Raw genomic sequence first — 21,122 nt, 5'->3', positions numbered from 1 at the left:
CCTGAGCCGACGCATGCAGGGGTGATCAGTGCGAGGGGGACACGCCCCAGGTGAAGCGCGGTGTCCGGCGCTCCAGGAAGGCGCGGACACCCTCCGCCGTCTCCTCGCTGCCGCGCATCTGCCCGGTCCAGTACGCGTCGCGGTCCGTGCGGCCGTCCGCGAACTCCTTCGCCGCGGCCTGCGTCAGCTGCGAGCGGGTGACCAGGATCCTGGTGAACTCCGCGACCCGCTTGCCCAGTTCCCCCTCGGGCAGCACCTCGTCGAGGAAGCCCGTGCGCAGCGCACGGGCCGAGTCGATCAACTCGCCCGAGAACAGCAGGTACTTGGCGGTGGCCGGGCCCACCAGCGACACCAGCCGCCGGGTGGCGGACGCCGGATAGACGATGCCGAGTTTCGCGGGCGTCACCCCGAACAGCGCCCCCTCCTCCGCGAACCGCAGGTCGCAGGCCGCCGCAAGCTGCGCCCCGCCGCCCACGCAGTGCCCTCGGACGGCCGCCAGCGTCGGCTTCGGGAACGCCGCGAGGGCCTCCTCGGCGCGGACGGCGAGCCCCTGCGCCTCCTCGGGCGCATCGCGCAGGGTCGAGATGTCGGCCCCGGCGCAGAAGGTGCCGCCCTCGCCGGTGAGCACCAGCGCCCGCACGGCCGGATCGGCGGCCAGCGCGTCCAGCAGCTCGGGCAGCGCCCGCCACATCGCGGCCGTCATGGCGTTGCGCTTGGCGGGGTGGTGGACGACGACGGTGGCGACCGAGTCGGTCACGTCGTGCAGCAGCTGGGGCTCCATGAGCCGGATGCTATCCGGCTCCCCTGACGCGTTCGACGGCATGTTCACCGACGACACCGGCGAACGCGTCAAAACCGGGCAGCACCAGTGGCGAAACGGTCGAGAAGCAACTGAAATCCGCTGACTTGTTTTCAGTTCCGCGGGTTGGCGTGGTTCCCTGTCGACACTCGACGTGTGGTGACAATCGAGCGCGAGGGTGGCGACCGGACGATGGAGAACCACGGGCGTGGGGCGGCCCCGCGCCCAGAGGGAGGCGACCGGCGAGAGCCGGACCCACTGCCGTACGAGGGGGTGTGGCGGTTCACCGCCCCCGCCGTCGACGCCTCGGTCCCGCAGGCGCGGCACGCCGTACGGGACCTGCTCCACCGCCAGGGCGTGCCGGCCGCGGACGACATGGTCCACGGGCTGCTGCTGATCGTCTCCGAACTCGTCACCAACGCGGTCAAGCACGCGGCGCTGCTGTCGCCGACGCTCGCCGTGGAGGTCGCCGTCGGCGCCGACTGGGTGCGGGTGTCGGTGGAGGACAACCACCCCTACCGTCCCACCGCCCTGGAGGCCGACCACGGGCGGACCGGCGGCCGCGGCCTGCTCCTGGTCCGCGAGGTGGCCGCGGAGGCCGGCGGGATGGTCGACATGGAGCACACGGCGGGCGGCGGCAAGGTGATCTGGGTCGCCCTGCCGCTCAAACCCGCACGGCTCCCGTGAACCGCCTCACCACCCGGCGGACTGGCCCGTCAGCTCCCTGATCGCCGGGCGCGCCGCGTCCAGCACGGTCATGAACCAGGACGAGAAGGTGTCGGTCGCGTGCCGCTCCTTCAGCTCGGCGGGTGTCACGAAGGCGGTCGCGCCGACCTCCTGCGGATCCGGCGCGGGCGGGGACTGCACCAGGCCGACGAACAGGTGGTTGTACTCCTGCTCGACCAGCCCCGACGCCGGGTCCGGGTGGTTGTAGCGGACCGTGCCCGCCTCGGCGAGCAGGGACGGGGAGACGCCCAGTTCCTCGTGCGTGCGCCGGGCCGCCGCCACGAAAGGCGCCTCACCGGGGTAGGGGTGGCCGCAGCAGGTGTTGGACCACACACCGGGGGAGTGGTACTTGCCGAGCGCCCGTCGCTGGAGCAGTAGCCGGCCGCGGGCATCGAACAGGAAGACGGAGAAGGCGCGGTGCAGCTGTCCCGGCGGCTGGTGGGCGGCGAGCTTCTCCGCGGTGCCGATCGTCACGCCGTCCTCGTCGACCAGTTCCAGCAAAATCGCCTCTGCGGTGCCGTTCGACGAACTGTGCGTCGCGGTGGCAGGTGTGATCGGCATACCCATCCTTCGCCTCGGTCTTCGCACCTCAAGTCTGCCGCACGAATCCGGCACTCCTGTCACTTCCCGGCACGTCCGCATGTCCCGCGCGCGGCGCGGCCCGCGGCCGCCCGGCCGGACACCGGAAAGCGAGACCCGGTAGGTGAGCTGCCCGACCGGGACGGCCGGGAACCGCCGGGGACGCCCTGAACAGGGGAACCCGGAGCACGACGCACTGCCGCGCGCCACCGGCGGCGCCCCCCGGGCCGGCGGCTCCCGACGGCCCGGGGCCAGCGGCACGCCGTCCCAGCGGCTCGTCGTCAGCCGCCCGCCGTCAGCGGCATGTCATCTGCCGCCCGCCGTCAGTGGCACAGCCGTGCCTCGTGCTCCGCGTGGCCGCTCGGCTCCAGCTGGAAGGTGCAGTGCTCCACGTCGAAGTGGTCGCCGAGACAGCCCTGCAGCTCGTGCAGCATCTTCTCGTGGCCGATCGCGCTGAGCGCGTCCGAGCTCACGACCACGTGCGCGGAGAGCACCGGCAGCCCGGAGGTGATCGTCCAGGCGTGCAGATCGTGCACGTCCTCCACGCCGTCCAGGGCCAGAAGATGCGCCCGCACCTCCGCCATGTCGACGTCCTTCGGGGCCGCCTCCAGCAGCACGTCCAGGGTCTCGCGCAGCAGCTTGACGGTACGCGGGACGATCATCAGCCCGATGACGAGCGAGGCGATCGGATCGGCGGCCTGCCAGCCGGTGGCTAGGATCACGACCGCGGAGACGATCACCGCCACCGAGCCCAGCGCGTCCGCGGCCACCTCGAGGAACGCGCCGCGCACGTTCAGGCTCTCCTTCTGGCCCCGCATCAGCAGCGTGAGCGAGATCGTGTTCGCGACCAGGCCGATCGCACCGAACACGATCATCAGCCCGCCCTCGGTGCCGGCCGGGGTGAAGAAGCGCTGGACGGCCTCGTACAGCACGTACCCGCCGACGCCGAGCAGGAGCAGGCAGTTGGCGAGGGCCGCGAGGATCTCGGCGCGGGCGTAGCCGAAGGTGCGGTTGGTGCTCGGAGGGCGGCTCGCGAAATGGATCGCGAGCAGGGCCATGCCCAGACCCAGCGCGTCCGTGGCCATGTGCGCCGCGTCCGCGATGAGCGCGAGGGAGTCGGCGGCCAGACCGCCGGCGATCTCCAGCACCATGACGGCGAGGGTGATCGACAGCGTGACGCGCAGTGTGCCCCGGTACGCCGCGGCCGCCGTCCCGGTGGGCGGCGCGTGCGTGTGCGCGTGCCCGTGATCGTGCCCTGCACCCATGCCGTCCGCCCTTCCGTGTGCCGCCCGAGTTCACAGTGAACTACGGGGAGGGGGTATCGGGCAACGCGGCACTGAACACCGTTGTCATGTGCCTTGACCTGCGCAAACGATTCCCAGGTCAGGACACCGGGGATCCTGTGGCGGCGACGTCGCCGTGGTGCAGCCGCCAGCCCTGCCAGGCCGATTCCACCATCGCCCGCACCCCCCGCGACGCCCGCCAGCCGAGCACCTCGGCGGCACGCTCGGCCGAGGCGACCGCCCGCGGCGCGTCCCCGGGGCGCCGCCCCTCCACCACGGGCGCCCGGCGGTCGCCGGCCACCTCACCGATGAGGGAGACCAGTTCGCGGACCGAGACGCCCTCGCCCCGGCCGATGTTCAACGTCAGGTCGCCGCTCAGGTCCCCCTCGGCCAGCCGCCGGGCCGCCGCCAGGTGCGCCTCGGCCAGGTCGGCGACGTGAATGTAGTCACGGACGCAGGTGCCGTCCGGGGTCGGGTAGTCGTCGCCGAAGACACGGGGAGCCTCGTCGCGGGTGAGCCGATCGAAGACCATGGGCACGATGTTGAAGACCCCGGTGTCCGCGAGTTCCGGCGCGGCCGCGCCCGCCACGTTGAAGTAGCGCAGGCAGACGGTGGCGATGCCGTGCGCCCGCCCCGCCGCACGCACCAGCCACTCCCCGGCGAGCTTGGTCTCGCCGTAGGGGTTCACCGGCGCGCACGGGGTGCCCTCGGTGATCAGGTCCACGTCCGGGTTGCCGTAGACGGCCGCCGAGGAGGAGAAGACGAAGCGGTCGATCCCGGCCTCGGCGACCGCCTCGAGGAGCGTGGCGAGTCCGCCCACGTTCTCCCTGTAGTAATGGGTGGGCCGTGCCACCGACTCGGCGACCTGCTTGCGCGCCGCGAGATGCACCACACCCGTCACCGCGTGCTCGGCGAAGACCCGCTCCAGCGCAGCCCGGTCCGTCACACAGCCCTCGACCAGCGGCACGCCGGCCGGGAGCCGCGCGGGCACCCCGGCCGAGAGGTCGTCCAGCGCGACGACACCCTCCCCGGCGTCGCTCATGACCCGCGCCACATGCGCCCCTATGTATCCGGCACCACCGGTGATCAGCCACGTCATGGTCGCCCACCCTATGCCGACGCCGACCGGGGCGGTCCCCGATGTCCCGGATGCCCGGTCCGGTGAGGTCACGTGCCCGGGGGCGGTTTGTGGGCAGGCCCCGGATCACAGATGATGATCGCGGCGAAGGCCGGTGCAGACCGGGTCGACCGGCCCGTGAACGGGCGGTGAACACGGGCTTCTCGGCATCCGATAGCCTCTGCCGACATGCCGCCCGGGTGTCCAGGAAGCGGCGCCCCACCAAGCAGACGACCGGCGCACACGCGTCGGCACCCAGGGAGTGAGTTCGGTTGTCGACCGCCATCGTGACCGGCCAGCCGGTCCCCGGATCGTCGCTCGAGAGCGATCTGCGGTCCCTCGGCTTCGAGGTGATCGGCGCAACCGACGCCTCCGACACGGAGAGCCTCCTCGCGGCCGTCCCCGCGGGGGAGCGCGTGGCCGTGGTCGACGCCCGTTTCGTCGGCCACCCGCACGCCCTCCGCCTCGGCCTCACCGACCCCCGCTTCCCGCTCGCCGCCGTCCCCGGCGCCGTCACCGCGCAGGCGGACGGCCGCCGGGCGCTGACCCGGGCGGTGGCGCGCGAGACCTCGGCCGGCGGCGGCAGCGTCCTCGCAGTGGACAGCCTCGCCGACCGTCTGGTCCTGGCCCTCGACGCCGACGGCGCACAGGTGCACCGGCCCGAGCTCGGCAGCCTGGTCGCCGCCGTCCCCGCCGATCCGCAGGCACGCAACGAGGCTCGGCAGGCCACGGCCGCCGTCGACGACGAGGCCGTGCGCCTGAAGTCGGCGGTGAAGGCCCGCGACGGATTCTTCACCACGTTCTTCATCAGCCCGTACTCCCGCTACATCGCCCGCTGGTGCGCCCGCCGCGGTCTGACCCCCAACCAGGTCACCACCGCCTCCCTGCTCACGGCCCTGATAGCCGCGGGCTGCGCGGCCACCGGCACCCGCGGGGGCTTCGTCGCCGCGGGCGTCCTGCTCATCGCCTCCTTCGTGCTGGACTGCACGGACGGCCAGCTGGCCCGCTACTCGCTGCAGTACTCCACGCTCGGCGCCTGGCTGGACGCCACCTTCGACCGGGCCAAGGAGTACGCCTACTACGCGGGCCTCGCCCTCGGCGCGGCCCGCGGCGGCGACGACGTATGGGCACTGGCACTGGGCGCGATGGTGCTGCAGGCCTGCCGGCACGTCGTCGACTTCGCCTTCAACGAGGCGAATGTCAACAGCACGGCCGCCAACGTCAACACCAGCCCCACCGCCGCCCTCTCCGACAAGCTCGACAGCGTCGGCTGGACGGTCTGGGTGCGGCGCATGATCGTGCTGCCCATCGGGGAACGCTGGGCCATGATCGCGGTCCTCACGGCGGTCACCACCCCCCGCATCACCTTCTACGCGCTGCTGATCGGTTGCGCCTTCGCGGCGACGTACACCACGGCGGGCAGGGTGCTGCGGTCGCTGACGCGCAAGGCGCGGCGCACGGACCGGGCCGCGCAGGCGCTCGCGGACCTCGCGGACAACGGGCCCCTCGCCACCGCCCTGGGCCGCGCCGCGCGCGGCGTGCGTCTCCCGGCGCCGGTCGCCGCCGCCGTCGGCGGTCTCCTCGTGGTGATCTCCGCCGCACTCCGGGGCGCCGACTGGGTCACCGTCGTCGCCGCCGTGCTCTACGCCGTACTGTCCGGTCTGGCCGTCGCGCGCCCCCTCAAGGGCGCTCTGGACTGGCTGGTTCCGCCCTTCATGCGGGCCGCCGAGTACGGCACCGTCCTGGTCCTGGCGGCGAAATCCGGGGTGAACGGTGTGCTTCCCGCGGCTTTCGGGCTGGTGGCCGCCGTCGCCTACCATCACTACGACACGGTGTACCGCATCCGCGGCAACGCCGGAGCGCCGCCGGCCTGGCTGGTGCGCGCCGTCGGGGGGCAGGAAGGGCGGACGCTGCTGGTCGCGGTTCTGGCCGCACTGCTCACCGCCTCGCAGTTCAAGGTCGCGCTCACGGTCCTCGCCGTGGCCGTCGCCCTGGTGGTGCTCGTCGAGAGCATCCGCTTCTGGGTGTCCGCAGGGGCGCCCGCCGTACACGATGAAGGAGAACCCGCATGATCGGCCTCGTGCTGGCGGCCGGCGCCGGACGGCGCCTGCGCCCCTACACCGACACCCTGCCGAAGGCTCTGGTGCCGGTGGGCCCCGCGGGCATAGAGGGCGAACCGACGGTGCTGGACCTGACTCTCGGCAACTTCGCCGAGATCGGCCTGACCGAGGTCGCGATCATCGTCGGCTACCGCAAGGAGGCCGTGTACGAGCGCAAGGCGGCCCTGGAGCAGAAGTACGGGCTGAAGCTCACCCTCATCGACAACGACAAGGCCGAGGAGTGGAACAACGCCTACTCGCTGTGGTGCGGCCGTGACGCCCTCAAGGACGGCGTGATCCTCGCCAACGGCGACACCGTCCACCCGGTCTCCGTCGAGAAGACGCTGCTCGCCGCCCGCGGCGGCGGCAAGAAGATCATCCTCGCCCTGGACACGGTGAAGTCCCTCGCCGACGAGGAGATGAAGGTCGTCGTCGACCCGGCCGAGGGCGTGCAGAAGATCACCAAGCTGATGGACCCCGCCGAGGCGACCGGCGAGTACATCGGCGTCACCCTCATCGAGGGCGACGCGGCCCCCGAACTGGCCGACGCGCTCAAGACGGTCTGGGAGACCGACCCGCAGCAGTTCTACGAGCACGGGTACCAGGAACTGGTGAACCGGGGCTTCAAGATCGACGTGGCGCCGATCGGCGACGTGCACTGGGTCGAGATCGACAACCACGACGACCTGGCCCGGGGACGGGAGATCGCGTGCCAGTACTGACCCGGCTCATCCCCTCGCCGCTCGTCGTGGACATCCGCCCGGGTGCCCTCGACGATCTGGCGTGCGTCCTCGCGGACGAGCGCATCTCCACCTCGGGCAGGCTCGCCGTCGCCGTCAGCGGCGGTTCCGGCGCCAGGCTGCGCGAGCGGATCGCCCCGACCCTGCCCGGTGCCACCTGGTACGAGGTCGGCGGTGGCACGCTCGACGACGCGGTCCGGCTGGCCGGCGACATAAAGGCCGGCCGCTACGACGCGGTCGTCGGCCTCGGCGGTGGCAAGATCATCGACTGTGCCAAGTTCGCCGCGGCCCGCGTCGGCCTGCCCCTGGTCGCCGTACCGACGAACCTCGCGCACGACGGTCTCTGCTCGCCGGTCGCCACGCTCGACAACGACGCGGGCCGCGGCTCCTACGGTGTGCCGAACCCCATCGCGGCCGTCATCGACCTGGACGTGATCCGGGAGGCGCCGGCGCGCTTCGTGCGGGCGGGCATCGGTGACGCGATCTCCAACATCAACTCGATCGCGGACTGGGAGCTGGCGAACCGCGTCAACGGTGAGAAGATCGACGGTCTCGCCGCGGCCATGGCCCGCCAGGCCGGCGAGGCGGTGCTCCGGCACCCCGGCGGCATCGGGGACAACGACTTCCTCCAGGTGCTCGCGGAGGCGCTGGTCCTCACCGGCATCGCGATGTCCATCTCCGGCGACTCACGCCCCGCCTCGGGGTCCTGCCACGAGATCAACCACGCCTTCGACCTGCTGTACCCCAAGCGCGCCGCGAGCCATGGCGAGCAGTGCGGCCTCGGTGCCGCCTTCGCGATGTACCTGCGCGGTGCGCACGAGGAGGCGGCGCACACGGCCGAGGTGCTGCGCCGGCACGGGCTGCCGGTGCTGCCGGACGAGATCGGCTTCACGGTGGACGAGTTCGTCCGCGTCGTGGAGTTCGCCCCGGAGACGCGCCCCGGCCGCTACACGATCCTCGAACACCTCGACCTGAAAACCGACCAGATCAAGGACATCTACGCCGACTATGTCAAGGCCATCGGTAGCTGAACTCCGTCCGGTCGTGCACCCCGCGGGGGTGAAGGATCGGCGCAGCGGTGAGCACTGGATGGGACGCCTCTACATGCGTGAGGTGTCCCTGCGGGTCGACCGCTACCTGGTGAACACCAGGGTCACGCCCAACCAGCTCACGTACCTGATGACCGTCTGCGGCGTCCTGGCGGCCCCGGCCCTGCTGGTGCCGGGGATCGCCGGCGCCGTGCTCGGCGTGGTCATGGTCCAGCTGTACCTGCTGCTGGACTGCGTCGACGGCGAGATCGCCCGCTGGAAGAAGCAGTACTCGCTGAACGGGGTCTACCTCGACCGTGTCGGCGCCTACCTCACCGACGCCGCGGTTCTCGTGGGCTTCGGCCTGCGCGCCGCCGACCTGTGGGGCAGCGGCCGTATCGACTGGCTGTGGGCCTTCCTCGGCACGCTGGCCGCCCTCGGCGCGATCCTGATCAAGGCCGAGACCGACCTCGTCGGTGTCGCCCGGCACCAGGGCGGACTGCCTCCCGTCAAGGAGACCGCGGCCGAGATGCGTTCCTCCGGCATGGCGCTGGCCCGCCGGGCCGCGGCCGCGTTCAAGTTCCACCGGCTGATCCTCGGCATCGAGGCGTCCCTGCTGATCCTGGTCCTGGCCGTCGTCGACCAGGCACGCGGCGACCTGTTCTTCACCCGGCTGGGCGTCGCGGTGCTGGCCGGCATCGCGCTGCTGCAGACCGTGCTGCACCTGGTGTCCATCCTCGCCTCCAGCAGGCTGCGATGAGCGCGGGCATGAAGGTCGGCGCGGTGATCATCACCATGGGCAACCGCCCCGACGAACTGCGCGCCCTGATCGACTCGGTCGCCAAGCAGGACGGCGATCCGGTCGAGGTGGTCGTGGTCGGCAACGGCTCGCCCGTCCCGGACGTGCCCGAGGGCGTGCGGACCATCGAACTGCCCGAGAACCTCGGGATCCCGGGGGGCCGGAACGTGGGCACGGAGGCCTTCGGGCCCGGTGGCCGCGATGTCGACATACTGCTCTTCCTCGACGACGACGGCCTGCTCGCGCACCACGACACCGCGGAACTGTGCCGCCAGGCCTTCGCGGCCGACCCGAAGCTCGGCATCATCAGCTTCCGCATCGCGGACCCGGACACCGGCGAGACCCAGCGCCGCCACGTCCCGCGGCTGCGCGCCTCCGACCCGATGCGCTCCTCCCGGGTCACCACCTTCCTCGGCGGCGCCAACGCCGTCCGCACGCGGGTCTTCGCCGAAGTCGGCGGCCTGCCGGACGCATTCTTCTACGCCCACGAGGAAACCGACCTTGCATGGCGGGCCCTCGACGCGGGCTGGATGATCGACTACCGGTCCGACATGGTGCTGTACCACCCCACGACCGCGCCCTCCCGGCACGCGGTCTACCACCGCATGGTCGCCCGCAACCGCGTCTGGCTCGCCCGCCGCAACCTCCCCGCCCTCCTGGTTCCCGTCTACCTCGGGGTCTGGATGCTGCTCACCCTGCTGCGCCGCCCCTCGCGCCCGGCCCTGAGGGCCTGGTTCGGCGGGTTCAAGGAGGGCTGGGCCACTCCGTGCGGTCCCCGCCGGCCGATGAAGTGGCGCACCGTGTGGCGGCTGACGCGACTGGGCCGGCCCCCGGTGATCTGACAAGCTCGACCGTGGGAGGAGGTGCCTCGCGCAGACCTCGCCAGGCCCCCTCCCCACGACGCACTCGAAAACGTATGCGAAGACGAAGGTTCCAACCCGTGAGTGAGACAACGCACGACGGTGGCATCGCGGTGAGCGCGGCCCCGTCACCCGACGAGGGACTGACGGCGGCGCAGCTCGCCGCCACGTACGGGTTGACCGTCAGCGGCGCCCGGCCCTCGCTCGTCGAATACGTGCGCCAGCTGTGGGGGCGGCGGCACTTCATCCTCGCCTTCTCCCAGGCGAAGCTGACCGCCCAGTACAGCCAGGCCAAGCTCGGCCAGCTCTGGCAGGTGGCCACACCCCTGCTGAACGCGGCCGTGTATTACTTCATCTTCGGCCTGATCCTGCACGCCAGCCGGGGCATGTCCCAGGACGTGTACATCCCGTTCCTGGTCACCGGCGTCTTCGTCTTCACCTTCACCCAGAGCTCGATCATGTCGGGTGTCCGCGCGATCTCCGGCAACCTCGGCCTGGTGCGCGCCCTGCACTTCCCGCGCGCCTCGCTGCCCGTCTCCTTCGCGCTGCAGCAGCTCCAGCAACTGCTGTTCTCGATGATCGTGCTGTTCATCGTGGCCATCGGCTTCGGCAGCTACCCGGGCCTGTCCTGGCTGCTGATCGTGCCGGTGCTGGCGCTGCAGTTCCTGTTCAACACCGGGCTCGCGCTGATCGTCGCCCGCATGGGCGCCAAGACGCCCGACCTGGCCCAGCTGATGCCGTTCATCCTGCGTACCTGGATGTACGCCTCCGGCGTCATGTTCTCGATCAACAAGATGCTCGAAGGACGCTCCGAGGCCGTCGCCCGCGTCCTCGAGGTGAACCCGGCCGCCGTCTACATGGACCTGATGCGCTTCGCCCTCATCGACGGCTACGGCGCCGGCAACCTCCCGCCGCACGTGTGGGCCATCGCGGTGTTCTGGGCGGTCGTCGCCTTCGTCGGCGGCTTCGTGTACTTCTGGAAGGCGGAGGAGCGGTACGGCCGTGGCTGAGCAGCAGACCGAGCAGCACACCGGGGAGCGTCGCCCCACCGTCATCGCGGACGACCTTCACATCGTCTACCGCGTCAACGGCGCCAAGACCGGAAAGGGCAGCGCGACCGCCGCGCTCAGCCGCATCCTCAAGCGCGGCGAGGAGAGGGGCGTGCGCAAGGTGCACGCCGTACGCGGTGTCTCCTTCGTCGCCTACCGGGGCGAGGCCATCGGCCTGATCGGCTCCAACGGCTCCGGCAAGTCGACACTGCTGCGCGCGGTCGCCGGCCTGCTCCCGGCGGAGAAGGGCAAGGTCTACACCGACGGCCAGCCCTCGCTGCTGGGCGTCAACGCCGCCCTGATGAACGACCTCACCGGCGAGCGGAACATCATCCTCGGCGGTCTCGCCATGGGCATGTCCCGGGAGGAGATCAAGGAGCGCTACCAGGACATCGTCGACTTCTCCGGCATCAACGAGAAGGGCGACTTCATCACCCTGCCGATGCGCACCTACTCCTCGGGCATGGCGGCCCGTCTGCGCTTCTCCATCGCCGCCGCCAAGGACCACGACGTCCTCATGATCGACGAGGCGCTGGCCACCGGCGACCGCAAGTTCCAGAAGCGCTCCGAGGAACGCATCCGGGAGCTGCGCAAGGAGGCCGGCACCGTCTTCCTGGTGAGTCACAACAACAAATCCATCCGTGACACCTGCAACCGCGTGCTGTGGCTGGAGCGCGGCGAGTTGCGGATGGACGGCCCGACCGAAGAGGTCCTCAAGGAGTACGAGAAGTTCACGGGCAAGTAGGAGCCCGCACCGCCCGATCCGACCAGTGCCCCGCCGGAACCCTCCGGTGGGGCACTGCGTCTGCAAAGGAAGCGTCAACTCGGGCCGACCCCAGGAATCTTGACGCCAATCGGTGTGTTGTTGTGATCTGCGGGACACCCCGACGGCCCTCGTCGCGCTGTACAACGTAAGCTGTACCGGCCCCGGAAAGCGGCAAGTGGGGCGATAATACGCGACACCCTCCGCCAGGGCCGCCCTACGGACGGCCGGGCGGCGTGTCCGAAATAGTGAGTATCGGGTCGGCGGTGTAGAACGGGAGATGTGACGGCAATGGCTACGGAAACTCCCCAGCTCAACGCAGCATGTGCCGTCCCCGCCACGGGCAGCGCACGGTGACGGGAACCGACACCGCGCGCCGTACCGAGCGCGCCACCCTCGACAAGGCCGCGGGCGAGAACTTCCCCGTGGCACCGTTCTTCCTGCCCCGGTCCTGGCGCGACGACCTCATGGCCGTCTACGGCTTCGCCCGCCTCGTCGACGACATCGGCGACGGTGACCTCGCACCCGGCGGCGCCGACGCCCGGCTGCTCGGCGTGTCGGCCACCGAGGCCGAGGACCGCCTCGTCCTCCTCGACGCCTTCGAGACCGACCTGCGCCGCGTCTTCGACGCCACCCCGCACCACCCCCTGCTGCGCCGCCTCCAGCCGACCGTCCGGCGCCGCTCGCTCACCCCCGAGCCGTTCCTCGGCCTGATCGCCGCGAACCGCCAGGACCAGCTCGTCACCCGGTACGAGAGCTACGACGACCTGCTCGCCTACTGCGAGCTGTCCGCCAACCCCGTCGGCCGTCTCGTCCTCGCCGTCACCGGCACCGCCACCCCCGAGCGGATCCGCCTCTCCGACCGGATCTGCACCGCGCTCCAGATCGTCGAACACCTCCAGGACGTCGCCGAGGACCTCGGCCGCGACCGGATCTATCTGCCCGCCGAGGACATGAAACGCTTTCACGTCCAGGAGGCGGACCTCGCCGCGACGACCGCGGGCGCGGGGGTGCGCGCGCTGGTCGCGTACGAAGCGGAACGCGCCCGCGATCTCCTGAATGAAGGCGCCCCTCTGGTGGGTAGCGTCCACGGCAGGCTGAAGCTGCTGCTCGCGGGGTTCGTGGCGGGGGGAAGGGCGGCGATCGGTGCGATCGCCGCCGCCGAACACGACGTACTTCCCGGCCCGCCCAAGCCCGGCAAGGCTCAGTTGCTGCGCGAGGTGGGCCAGATTCTGCGAGGAGAGGGGTGATCCGGGCCGTGGAGTCCGTGCCGCACGTGTCCGCACCGGTACTCGCCGCCTACCGTTACTGCGAGGCCGTCACCGGGCAGCAGGCCCGCAACTTCGCGTACGGCATCAGGCTGCTGCCGCCGCCCAAGCGCCGCGCGATGTCGGCGCTGTACGCGTTCTCCCGGCGCGTGGACGACATCGGCGACGGCGCGCTGGCGGACGACGTCAAGACCGCGCGGCTGCGGGACACCCGGGCGCTGCTGACCCGGATCCGCGAGGGCGAGGTCGCCGAGGACGACACCGACCCGGTCGCGGTCGCCCTGGCCCACGCCGCCGAGGCCTTCCCGATCCCGCTCGGCGGCCTGGACGAACTCATCGATGGCGTCCTCATGGACGTACGCGGCGAGACCTACGAGACCTGGGACGACCTCAAGGTCTACTGCCGCTGCGTGGCCGGCGCCATCGGCCGCCTCTCGCTCGGCGTGTTCGGTACGGAACCGGGGGCGCGCGGCGCCGAGCGCGCACCCGAGTACGCCGACACCCTCGGGCTGGCCCTGCAGCTCACCAACATCCTCAGGGACGTCCGCGAGGACGCCGAGGACGGCCGTACCTACCTGCCCACCGACGACCTCGCCAAGTTCGGCTGCTCGGCGGGCATCGGCGGACCCACGCCACCGGAGGGTTCCGACTTCGCGGGCCTCGTGCACTTCGAAGTGCGACGGGCCCGCGCCCTCTTCGCCGAGGGCTACCGGCTGCTGCCCATGCTCGACCGGCGCAGCGGCGCCTGCGTCGCCGCCATGGCCGGCATCTACCGTCGCCTGCTCGATCGCATCGAGCGCGAACCGGAGGCCGTGCTGCGCGGCCGTGTCTCGCTGCCCGGGCGGGAGAAGGCGTACGTCGCCGTGCGCGGCCTGTCCGGGCTCGACACCCGGCACGTGACCCGCCACGTCTCCCGGCGGACCGTCAGGAGGCGTGCCTGATGGAGCTGACGGGCGGAGAGGACCCCACTCCCGGTGTGCGGCACGCAACCCTTCGGTGCCGCGCGGCGTCCCTGACGGTGACGGCCGGCCGTACATCGTTCCCGCAGTACGGCGGACCTGCACAGGGGGGCGCACGATGACCGACGGAACCCGGTCCGACCGGCCGTCCGCCGACCGACACACCGTGCCCGGGCACACCGGACGTGCCGCCGTGGTGGTCGGCGGCGGCCTCGCCGGCATCACCGCGGCGCTCGCGCTCGCCGACGCGGGCGTCCGCGTCACCCTGCTGGAGGGCAGGCCGAGGCTGGGCGGCCTCGCCTTCTCCTTCCGCCGCGGCGGGCTGACCGTGGACAACGGACAGCACGTCTACCTTCGCTGCTGCACCGCCTACCGCTGGTTCCTCGACCGTATCGAGGGCGCGGCGCTGGCACCCCTGCAGGATCGTCTCGACGTGCCCGTTCTCGACGTCACCAGACCCGAGGGCCGACGGCTCGGCAGACTGCGGCGCGACCCGCTGCCCGTACCCCTGCACCTGGGCCGGAGCCTCGCCACGTACCCGCATCTCTCGCTCGCCGAACGTGCCGCGGTCGGGCGTGCCGCGCTCGCGCTCAAAGGGCTCGACCTCGCCGATCCGGCGCTGGACGCGACCGACTTCGGCGGCTGGCTGGCCGCGCACGGCCAGTCGGCGCGTGCCGTGGAAGCCCTGTGGGACCTGGTCGGGGTCGCCACCCTCAACGCGGTCGCGGGCGACGCCTCGCTCGCGCTCGCCGCGATGGTGTTCAAGACCGGTCTGCTGTCCGACCCGGGTGCGGCCGACATCGGCTGGGCCCGAGTGCCGCTGGGCGAACTGCACGACCGGCTCGCCCGCAGGGCGCTCGACTCCGCGGGCGTGCGCACCGAGGTCCGTGCACGCGTCACCTCCGTCTCCGTCGACGAAAACGGCACCTGGAGCGTTCAGGTTCCCGGCGAGACGCTCCGGGCCGACACCGTCGTGCTCGCCGTACCCCAGCGCGAGGCCCACGACCTGCTGCCGCCCGGAGCCCTCGACGCCCCGGAGCGACTGCTCGCGATCGGCACCGCGCCGATCCTCAACGTCCACGTCGTCTACGACCGCAAGGTGCTCACCAGGCCCTTCTTCGCCGCCCTGGGCACACCCGTGCAGTGGGTCTTCGACCGCACGGAGGCGTCCGGCCTCGCCGAGGGCCAGTACCTCGCCCTGTCCCAGTCGGCCGCGCGGGACGAGATCGACGAACCGGTCGCCGCACTGCGCGAGCGCTACCTCCCCGAACTGAGGCGGCTGCTGCCCCGCGCGCGCGGCGCCGAGGTGAGGGACTTCTTCGTGACCCGGGAGCGCACGGCGACGTTCGCTCCCGCCCCCGGCGTCGGGCGCCTCAGACCCGGCGCCCGCACCAAGGCACCCGGCCTCTACCTGGCCGGAGCGTGGACCGCCACGGGGTGGCCCGCGACGATGGAGAGTGCGGTCCGCAGCGGAGTGAGCGCGGCCGACGCCGCGCTGAGCGCCCTGGGACGGCCCCGCCCGAGTCACCTCTTCGCATTCGAGGAGGCGGCCTGATGCCCGAACGGCCCGCGGCGGCCCCCCGCACCCCCGGCACCGCAACAAGAGGAGTAACCGTGCCCACTGTGCCCCCGGCCGACAAGGCCGTTTCAGAGACCGCGGTGGACGTCGCCGCGCTCCTGGAGCGCGGCCGGACCCTGGCCACCCCGGTGCTGCGGGCGGCCGTCGACCGTCTGGCGCCCCCCATGGACACCGTGGCCGCCTACCACTTCGGCTGGATCGACGCGGCGGGCAACCCGGCCGACGGCGACGGTGGCAAGGCCGTGCGCCCCGCCCTCGCCGTGCTCTCCGCCGAGGTCACCGGCGCCGCGCCCGAGGTGGGCATCCCCGGCGCGGTCGCCGTGGAACTGGTGCACAACTTCTCCCTGTTGCACGACGACCTGATGGACGGCGACGAACAGCGCAGGCACCGCGACACCGTCTGGAAGGTGCACGGCCCCGCCCAGGCGATCCTCGTCGGCGACGCCCTCTTCGCCCTCGCCAACGAGATCCTGCTGGAGCTCGGCACCGTCGACGCGGGCCGCGCCACCCGCCGGCTGACCACCGCCACCCGCGCCCTGATCGACGGTCAGGCACAGGACATCTCCTACGAGCACCGCGACCGTGTCAGCGTCGAGGAGTGCCTGGAGATGGAGGGCAACAAGACCGGCGCCCTGCTGGCCTGCGCGTCCTCCATCGGCGCGGTGCTCGGCGGGGCCGACGAGCACACCGCCGACACACTCGAGAAGTACGGCTACCACCTCGGCCTCGCCTTCCAGGCCGTCGACGACCTCCTCGGCATCTGGGGTGACCCGGAGGCCACCGGCAAGCAGACCTGGAGCGATCTGCGCCAGCGCAAGAAGTCCCTGCCGGTCGTCGCTGCGCTCGCGGCGGGCGGAGACGCCTCCGTGCGGCTCGGCGAGATCCTCGCCGCGGACGCCAAGAGCAGCGACTTCGAGAACTTCTCCGAGGAGGAGTTCGCGGCCCGCGCCGCCCTCATCGAGGAGGCGGGAGGCCGTGAGTGGACGGCCGAGGAGGCTCGCCGCCAGCACACCATCGCCGTCGAAGCCCTCGACACCGTCGACATGCCCGACCGGGTCCGCGCCGCGTTCACCGCGCTCGCCGACTTCGTCGTCGTGAGAAAGAGATGATCACTTTTCGTCGAATAGCCCTCGCTTAGTCGCCGGCCGGTGCCGCGCCCAGCACCCGCGCACCGGCCGACGGCGGACCCACAGCAGCACGACTCGCACGACTGCACGAAGGGGAAGCCATGACAGCGACGACCGACGGAAGCACCGGGGCCACACTGCCGTCCCGCGCTGCCGCGGCCAGTGCCACCGACATCACCACACCCGCGGCGGCCGGGGTGCACGAAGCCGCCGCACGCGCCGCGCGGCGCGCCACCGACTTCCTCCTGTCCGTGCAGGACGCCGAGGGCTGGTGGAAGGGCGACCTCGAGACCAACGTCACGATGGACGCCGAAGACCTGCTGCTGCGTCAGTTCCTGGGCATCCGCGACGAGGCGACCACCGCCGCCGCCGCGCTCTTCATCCGCGGCGAGCAGCGTGCGGACGGCACCTGGGCCACTTTTCACGGCGGCCCCGGTGAACTCTCCACCACGATCGAGGCCTACGTCGCCCTCCGCCTCGCCGGGGACCAGCCGGACGCCCCGCACATGCGCAGGGCCTCGGCCTGGATCCGCGAGCGGGGCGGCATCGCCGCCGCCCGGGTCTTCACCCGGATCTGGCTGGCCCTGTTCGGCTGGTGGAAGTGGGAGGACCTGCCCGAACTCCCGCCGGAACTCATCTGGTTCCCCAAGTGGTTCCCCCTCAACATCTACGACTTCGGCTGCTGGGCCCGGCAGACCATCGTGCCGCTGACCATCGTCTCCGCCAAGCGCCCGGTGCGTCCCGCACCCTTCCCGCTGGACGAACTGCACACCGACCCGGAGAACCCCAACCCGGCGGGTCCCCTCGCCCCGGCCGCGAGCTGGGACGGTGCCTTCCAGCGTCTGGACAAGGCGCTGCACCGGTTGCGCAAGGTCGCCCCGCGCCGGCTGCGCCGGGCCGCGATGAACGCCGCCGCCCGCTGGATCATCGAACGGCAGGAGAACGACGGCTGCTGGGGCGGCATCCAGCCACCCGCGGTGTACTCGGTCATCGCCCTCCACCTGCTCGGCTACGACCTCCAGCACCCGGTGCTGCGGGCGGGCCTGGACTCGCTGGACCGGTTCGCCGTGTGGCGCGAGGACGGCGCCCGCATGATCGAGGCCTGCCAGTCGCCGGTGTGGGACACCTGCCTGGCCACCATCGCCCTCGCCGACGCGGGACTTCCCGCCGACCATCCGGCGCTGGTGAAGGCCGCCGACTGGATGCTGGGGGAGCAGGTCGTACGGCCCGGCGACTGGTCGGTCCGGCGGCCCGGACTCCCGCCGGGCGGCTGGGCGTTCGAGTTCCACAACGACAACTACCCCGACATCGACGACACCGCCGAGGTGGTCCTCGCCCTGCGCCGGGTACGGCACCACGACCCGGAGCGGGTGGACAAGGCGATCGGGCGCGGGGTGCGCTGGAACCTCGGCATGCAGTCGAAGAACGGCGCGTGGGGCGCCTTCGACGTCGACAACACCAGCCCGTTCCCCAACCGGCTGCCGTTCTGCGACTTCGGTGAGGTCATCGACCCGCCCTCGGCCGACGTCACCGCGCACGTCGTCGAGATGCTCGCGGTCGAGGGTCTCGCCCACGATCCGCGCACCCGGCGCGGCATCCAGTGGCTGCTCGCCGAACAGGAGCCGGACGGTTCCTGGTTCGGCCGCTGGGGGGTCAACTACGTCTACGGCACCGGCTCGGTGGTTCCCGCCCTGACCGCGGCCGGCCTGCCGGGTTCGCATCCCGCGATCCGCCGGGCGGTGGCCTGGCTCGAGTTGGTGCAGAACGACGACGGCGGCTGGGGAGAGGACCTGCGCTCCTACAAGTACGCCGAGGAGTGGAGCGGCCGGGGCGCGTCCACCGCCTCCCAGACCGCGTGGGCGCTGATGGCGCTGCTCGCGGCGGGGGAGAGGGACTCGAAGGCCGTGGAACGCGGCGTCGAATGGCTCGCGGCCACCCAGCGGGAGGACGGCACCTGGGACGAGCCGTACTTCACCGGCACCGGTTTCCCCTGGGACTTCTCCATCAACTACCACCTCTACCGGCAGGTCTTCCCGCTCACCGCGCTCGGCCGCTATCTGAACGGCGAGCCCTTCACCGACAGGCCCGTCACCCGCCCCGTCAAGGTCGAGGCCCCACTCGTCAGGGCCGAGGCTCCCCTCGCCGAGGCCGAGGGGAGCTGATGAGCATCCAGCCCGCCCCGGCCCCGCTGCTGATCGCCTGCGCGCTCGGCATCGAGCACCTCGCCCTGCGCAGGCGCGAGCGCGGTGGTGAGGGCGGGCCGGTCACCGTCCTGCGCACCGGCATGGGGCCGAAGGCGGCGCAGCGGTCCGTCAGCCGCCGTCTGGCCGATCCCGAGTTCGCCGGGGCGGCCGTCCTGGCCACCGGCTTCTGCGCGGGACTCGCCCCCGGGATGCACCCCGGCGACCTGGTCGTCGCCGAGGAGACCCGTGACCCGCGCGGGACCGTCGCCTGCGTCGGCACGGACCTGCTCGTCAAGGAACTCGCGCGGATCCTCCCCGGGCGCACCGTCCACACCGGTCCACTCACCGGCTCCGATCACGTCGTCCGGGGTCAGGAACGGTCAGATCTGCTCTCGACCGGCGCGATCGCGGTCGACATGGAGTCGGCGGCCACACTCCTGAGCGCCGTCCGCGCGGGCGAGCGCCCGGTTGCGGCCGTACGGGTGGTCGTGGACGCTCCAGAACATGAACTCGTCCGGATCGGCACGGTGCGCGGTGGAATATCGGCTTTCCGCGTTCTTCGATCCGTCCTTCCGGCTTTCTACGAATGGCACCGTTCTTCGCTGCTCCCCCGGAGGTGAGCCAGATGGCCATGCCGCTGCGTCAGTCCATCAAGGTCGCTACATACCTGGCCGAACAGAAACTCCGTAAGCGGGACAAGTTCCCGCTCATCGTGGAGCTCGAGCCCCTGTTCGCCTGCAACCTCAAGTGCGAGGGCTGCGGCAAGATCCAGCACCCGGCCGGAGTGCTCAAGCAGCGCATGCCGGTGGCGCAGGCCGTGGGGGCGGTGCTCGAATCGGGTGCGCCGATGGTGTCCATCGCCGGTGGCGAGCCTTTGATGCACCCGCACATCGACGAGATCGTGCGTCAACTGGTGGCGAGGCGGAAGTACGTCTTCCTGTGCACCAACGCGATGCTGCTGCGCAAGAAGATGGACAAGTTCAAGCCCTCTCCCTACTTCGCGTTCGCCGTGCACATCGACGGGCTGCGGGAGCGGCACGACGAGTCGGTCGCGAAGGAGGGCGTCTTCGACGAGGCGGTGGAGGCGATCAAGGAGGCCAAGCGGCGTGGCTTCCGGGTGACCACCAACTCGACCTTCTTCAACACGGACACCCCGCAGACGATCATCGAGGTGCTCAACTTCCTCAACGACGACCTCGAGGTCGACGAGATGATGATCTCGCCCGCCTACGCCTACGAGAAGGCACCCGACCAGGAGCACTTCCTGGGTGTCGAGCAGACCCGGGAGCTGTTCAAGAAGGCCTTCGCGGGCGGCAACCGGCGCCGCTGGCGGCTCAACCACTCACCGCTGTTCCTCGACTTCCTCGAGGGCAAGGTCGACTTCCCGTGCACCGCCTGGGCGATCCCGAACTACTCGCTCTTCGGCTGGCAGCGGCCCTGCTATCTGATGAGCGACGGGTACGTGCCGACGTACCGGGAGCTCATCGAGGACACCGACTGGGACAAGTACGGCCGTGGCAAGGACCCGCGCTGCGCCAACTGCATGGCGCACTGCGGCTACGAGCCCACCGCCGTGCTGGCCACCATGGGATCCCTGAAGGAGTCTCTGCGCGCCATGCGCGAGACGGTCTCCGGGAACCGGGACTGACGCGATGACCGCCGTCCCCTTGGGCGTTCCCGAGGTGCCGGTCCGGCCGGTGGCGCCGCGGCGCGTGTCGCGGCGCATCCAGGTCGGAACCGTGGCGGTCGGTGGTGACGCTCCGGTGTCGGTGCAGTCGATGACGACGACCCGTACGTCCGATGTCGGGGCCACGCTGCAGCAGATCGCGGAGCTGACCGCGTCGGGCTGCCAGATCGTGCGGGTGGCGTGTCCGACGCAGGACGACGCGGACGCGCTGGCGACGATCGCCCGCAAGTCGCAGATCCCGGTGATCGCGGACATCCACTTCCAGCCGAAGTACGTCTTCGCGGCGATCGAGGCGGGCTGTGCGGCGGTGCGGGTGAACCCGGGCAACATCAAGCAGTTCGACGACAAGGTCAAGGAGATCGCTAAGGCGGCGAAGGACCAAGGCACGCCGATCCGGATCGGGGTGAACGCGGGTTCGCTGGACCGGCGGCTGCTGCGGAAGTACGGCAAGGCCACCCCGGAGGCGCTGGTGGAGTC

At 71.5% G+C, this 21,122-nt stretch carries 21 protein-coding genes; 17 read left to right on the top strand and 4 right to left on the bottom strand.

What is annotated here, in order from left to right; translation table 11 throughout:
* Positions 1-25 precede the first annotated feature (25 nt).
* Positions 26-781, bottom strand: a complete 756-nt coding sequence (locus ACFYZQ_RS27820; protein ID WP_389153167.1) for an enoyl-CoA hydratase/isomerase family protein — start codon at positions 779-781, stop codon at positions 26-28.
* Positions 782-991: 210 nt separating this feature from the next.
* Between ACFYZQ_RS27820 and ACFYZQ_RS27815 the strand changes: the two genes are divergently transcribed.
* Positions 992-1,486, top strand: coding sequence for an ATP-binding protein (locus tag ACFYZQ_RS27815; RefSeq protein WP_389153876.1), 495 nt, complete (start codon positions 992-994; stop codon positions 1,484-1,486).
* 6 nt (positions 1,487-1,492) lie between these two features.
* On the opposite strand, the gene idi is transcribed toward ACFYZQ_RS27815, so the two are convergent.
* The 3 genes from idi to galE form a co-directional block, all read right to left on the bottom strand.
* Entirely contained in the window at positions 1,493-2,086 is a 594-nt protein-coding gene (gene idi, locus ACFYZQ_RS27810; RefSeq protein WP_389153164.1) for an isopentenyl-diphosphate Delta-isomerase, read from the bottom strand.
* Positions 2,087-2,427: 341 nt separating this feature from the next.
* Positions 2,428-3,369 (bottom strand): cation diffusion facilitator family transporter, encoded by a 942-nt coding sequence (locus ACFYZQ_RS27805; protein WP_389153162.1) that lies wholly within the window; start codon positions 3,367-3,369, stop codon positions 2,428-2,430.
* A 118-nt stretch (positions 3,370-3,487) separates the two neighbouring features.
* Entirely contained in the window at positions 3,488-4,486 is a 999-nt protein-coding gene (galE, locus tag ACFYZQ_RS27800) for a UDP-glucose 4-epimerase GalE (RefSeq protein ID WP_389153159.1), read from the bottom strand.
* Between the two features lie 290 nt (positions 4,487-4,776).
* On the opposite strand from galE, the gene ACFYZQ_RS27795 reads away from it, so the two are divergent.
* From ACFYZQ_RS27795 to ACFYZQ_RS27720, 16 genes are all read left to right on the top strand, one after another.
* On the top strand, positions 4,777-6,576 hold the full coding sequence (locus ACFYZQ_RS27795) for a DUF5941 domain-containing protein (protein WP_389153156.1): 1,800 nt from the start codon (positions 4,777-4,779) through the stop codon (positions 6,574-6,576).
* Entirely contained in the window at positions 6,573-7,325 is a 753-nt protein-coding gene (locus ACFYZQ_RS27790) for a sugar phosphate nucleotidyltransferase (RefSeq protein ID WP_389153153.1), read from the top strand. The genes ACFYZQ_RS27795 and ACFYZQ_RS27790 overlap by 4 nt, the downstream gene beginning before the upstream one ends.
* Positions 7,313-8,374: an iron-containing alcohol dehydrogenase family protein gene (locus ACFYZQ_RS27785; RefSeq protein WP_389153150.1), complete on the top strand. Its 1,062-nt coding sequence runs from the start codon at positions 7,313-7,315 to the stop codon at positions 8,372-8,374. The genes ACFYZQ_RS27790 and ACFYZQ_RS27785 overlap by 13 nt, the downstream gene beginning before the upstream one ends.
* Positions 8,352-9,131 (top strand): CDP-alcohol phosphatidyltransferase family protein, encoded by a 780-nt coding sequence (locus ACFYZQ_RS27780; protein ID WP_389153147.1) that lies wholly within the window; start codon positions 8,352-8,354, stop codon positions 9,129-9,131. The genes ACFYZQ_RS27785 and ACFYZQ_RS27780 overlap by 23 nt, the downstream gene beginning before the upstream one ends.
* Positions 9,132-9,139: 8 nt before the next feature.
* Complete coding sequence (locus ACFYZQ_RS27775; protein ID WP_389153873.1) at positions 9,140-10,012, top strand: glycosyltransferase family 2 protein; 873 nt, start codon at positions 9,140-9,142, stop codon at positions 10,010-10,012.
* Between the two features lie 98 nt (positions 10,013-10,110).
* The gene (locus ACFYZQ_RS27770; protein WP_389153144.1) at positions 10,111-11,040 is read left to right on the top strand and encodes an ABC transporter permease; all 930 of its coding nucleotides are present in this window, start codon (positions 10,111-10,113) and stop codon (positions 11,038-11,040) included.
* Positions 11,033-11,824: an ABC transporter ATP-binding protein gene (locus ACFYZQ_RS27765; RefSeq protein WP_389153142.1), complete on the top strand. Its 792-nt coding sequence runs from the start codon at positions 11,033-11,035 to the stop codon at positions 11,822-11,824. The genes ACFYZQ_RS27770 and ACFYZQ_RS27765 overlap by 8 nt, the downstream gene beginning before the upstream one ends.
* Positions 11,825-12,165: 341 nt before the next feature.
* A complete protein-coding gene (hpnC, locus tag ACFYZQ_RS27760; protein WP_389153139.1) occupies positions 12,166-13,092 on the top strand; it encodes a squalene synthase HpnC in 927 nt (308 codons plus the stop codon).
* On the top strand, positions 13,089-14,051 hold the full coding sequence (hpnD, locus tag ACFYZQ_RS27755) for a presqualene diphosphate synthase HpnD (RefSeq protein ID WP_389153136.1): 963 nt from the start codon (positions 13,089-13,091) through the stop codon (positions 14,049-14,051). Before hpnC ends, hpnD begins: the two co-directional genes overlap by 4 nt.
* A complete protein-coding gene (locus ACFYZQ_RS27750) occupies positions 14,051-14,191 on the top strand; it encodes a DUF6380 family protein (RefSeq protein WP_389153133.1) in 141 nt (46 codons plus the stop codon). The genes hpnD and ACFYZQ_RS27750 overlap by 1 nt, the downstream gene beginning before the upstream one ends.
* Positions 14,146-15,624 (top strand): hydroxysqualene dehydroxylase HpnE, encoded by a 1,479-nt coding sequence (gene hpnE, locus ACFYZQ_RS27745; RefSeq protein WP_389153870.1) that lies wholly within the window; start codon positions 14,146-14,148, stop codon positions 15,622-15,624. Before ACFYZQ_RS27750 ends, hpnE begins: the two co-directional genes overlap by 46 nt.
* Positions 15,624-16,757 (top strand): polyprenyl synthetase family protein, encoded by a 1,134-nt coding sequence (locus ACFYZQ_RS27740; protein WP_388797102.1) that lies wholly within the window; start codon positions 15,624-15,626, stop codon positions 16,755-16,757. The genes hpnE and ACFYZQ_RS27740 overlap by 1 nt, the downstream gene beginning before the upstream one ends.
* A gap of 119 nt (positions 16,758-16,876) precedes the next feature.
* Positions 16,877-18,937, top strand: a complete 2,061-nt coding sequence (gene shc / locus ACFYZQ_RS27735) for a squalene--hopene cyclase (RefSeq protein WP_389153130.1) — start codon at positions 16,877-16,879, stop codon at positions 18,935-18,937.
* Positions 18,937-19,578 carry a 1-hydroxy-2-methyl-2-butenyl 4-diphosphate reductase gene (locus ACFYZQ_RS27730; protein ID WP_389153127.1) on the top strand — a complete coding sequence of 214 codons (642 nt, stop codon included), beginning with the start codon at positions 18,937-18,939 and terminating at the stop codon, positions 19,576-19,578. The genes shc and ACFYZQ_RS27730 overlap by 1 nt, the downstream gene beginning before the upstream one ends.
* Positions 19,579-19,583: 5 nt before the next feature.
* Complete coding sequence (gene hpnH, locus ACFYZQ_RS27725; protein WP_389153125.1) at positions 19,584-20,606, top strand: adenosyl-hopene transferase HpnH; 1,023 nt, start codon at positions 19,584-19,586, stop codon at positions 20,604-20,606.
* 4 nt (positions 20,607-20,610) lie between these two features.
* Positions 20,611-21,122, top strand: a 512-nt coding sequence (locus ACFYZQ_RS27720; protein WP_389153122.1) for a flavodoxin-dependent (E)-4-hydroxy-3-methylbut-2-enyl-diphosphate synthase, incomplete at its 3' end; no start/stop codon positions are given.

Source organism: Streptomyces sp. NPDC001843 (assembly GCF_042891955.1).
GTDB lineage: Bacteria > Actinomycetota > Actinomycetes > Streptomycetales > Streptomycetaceae > Streptomyces.
Note: the sequence above shows the minus strand (reverse complement) of the source record. Positions and strands in the feature narration are given on the sequence as shown.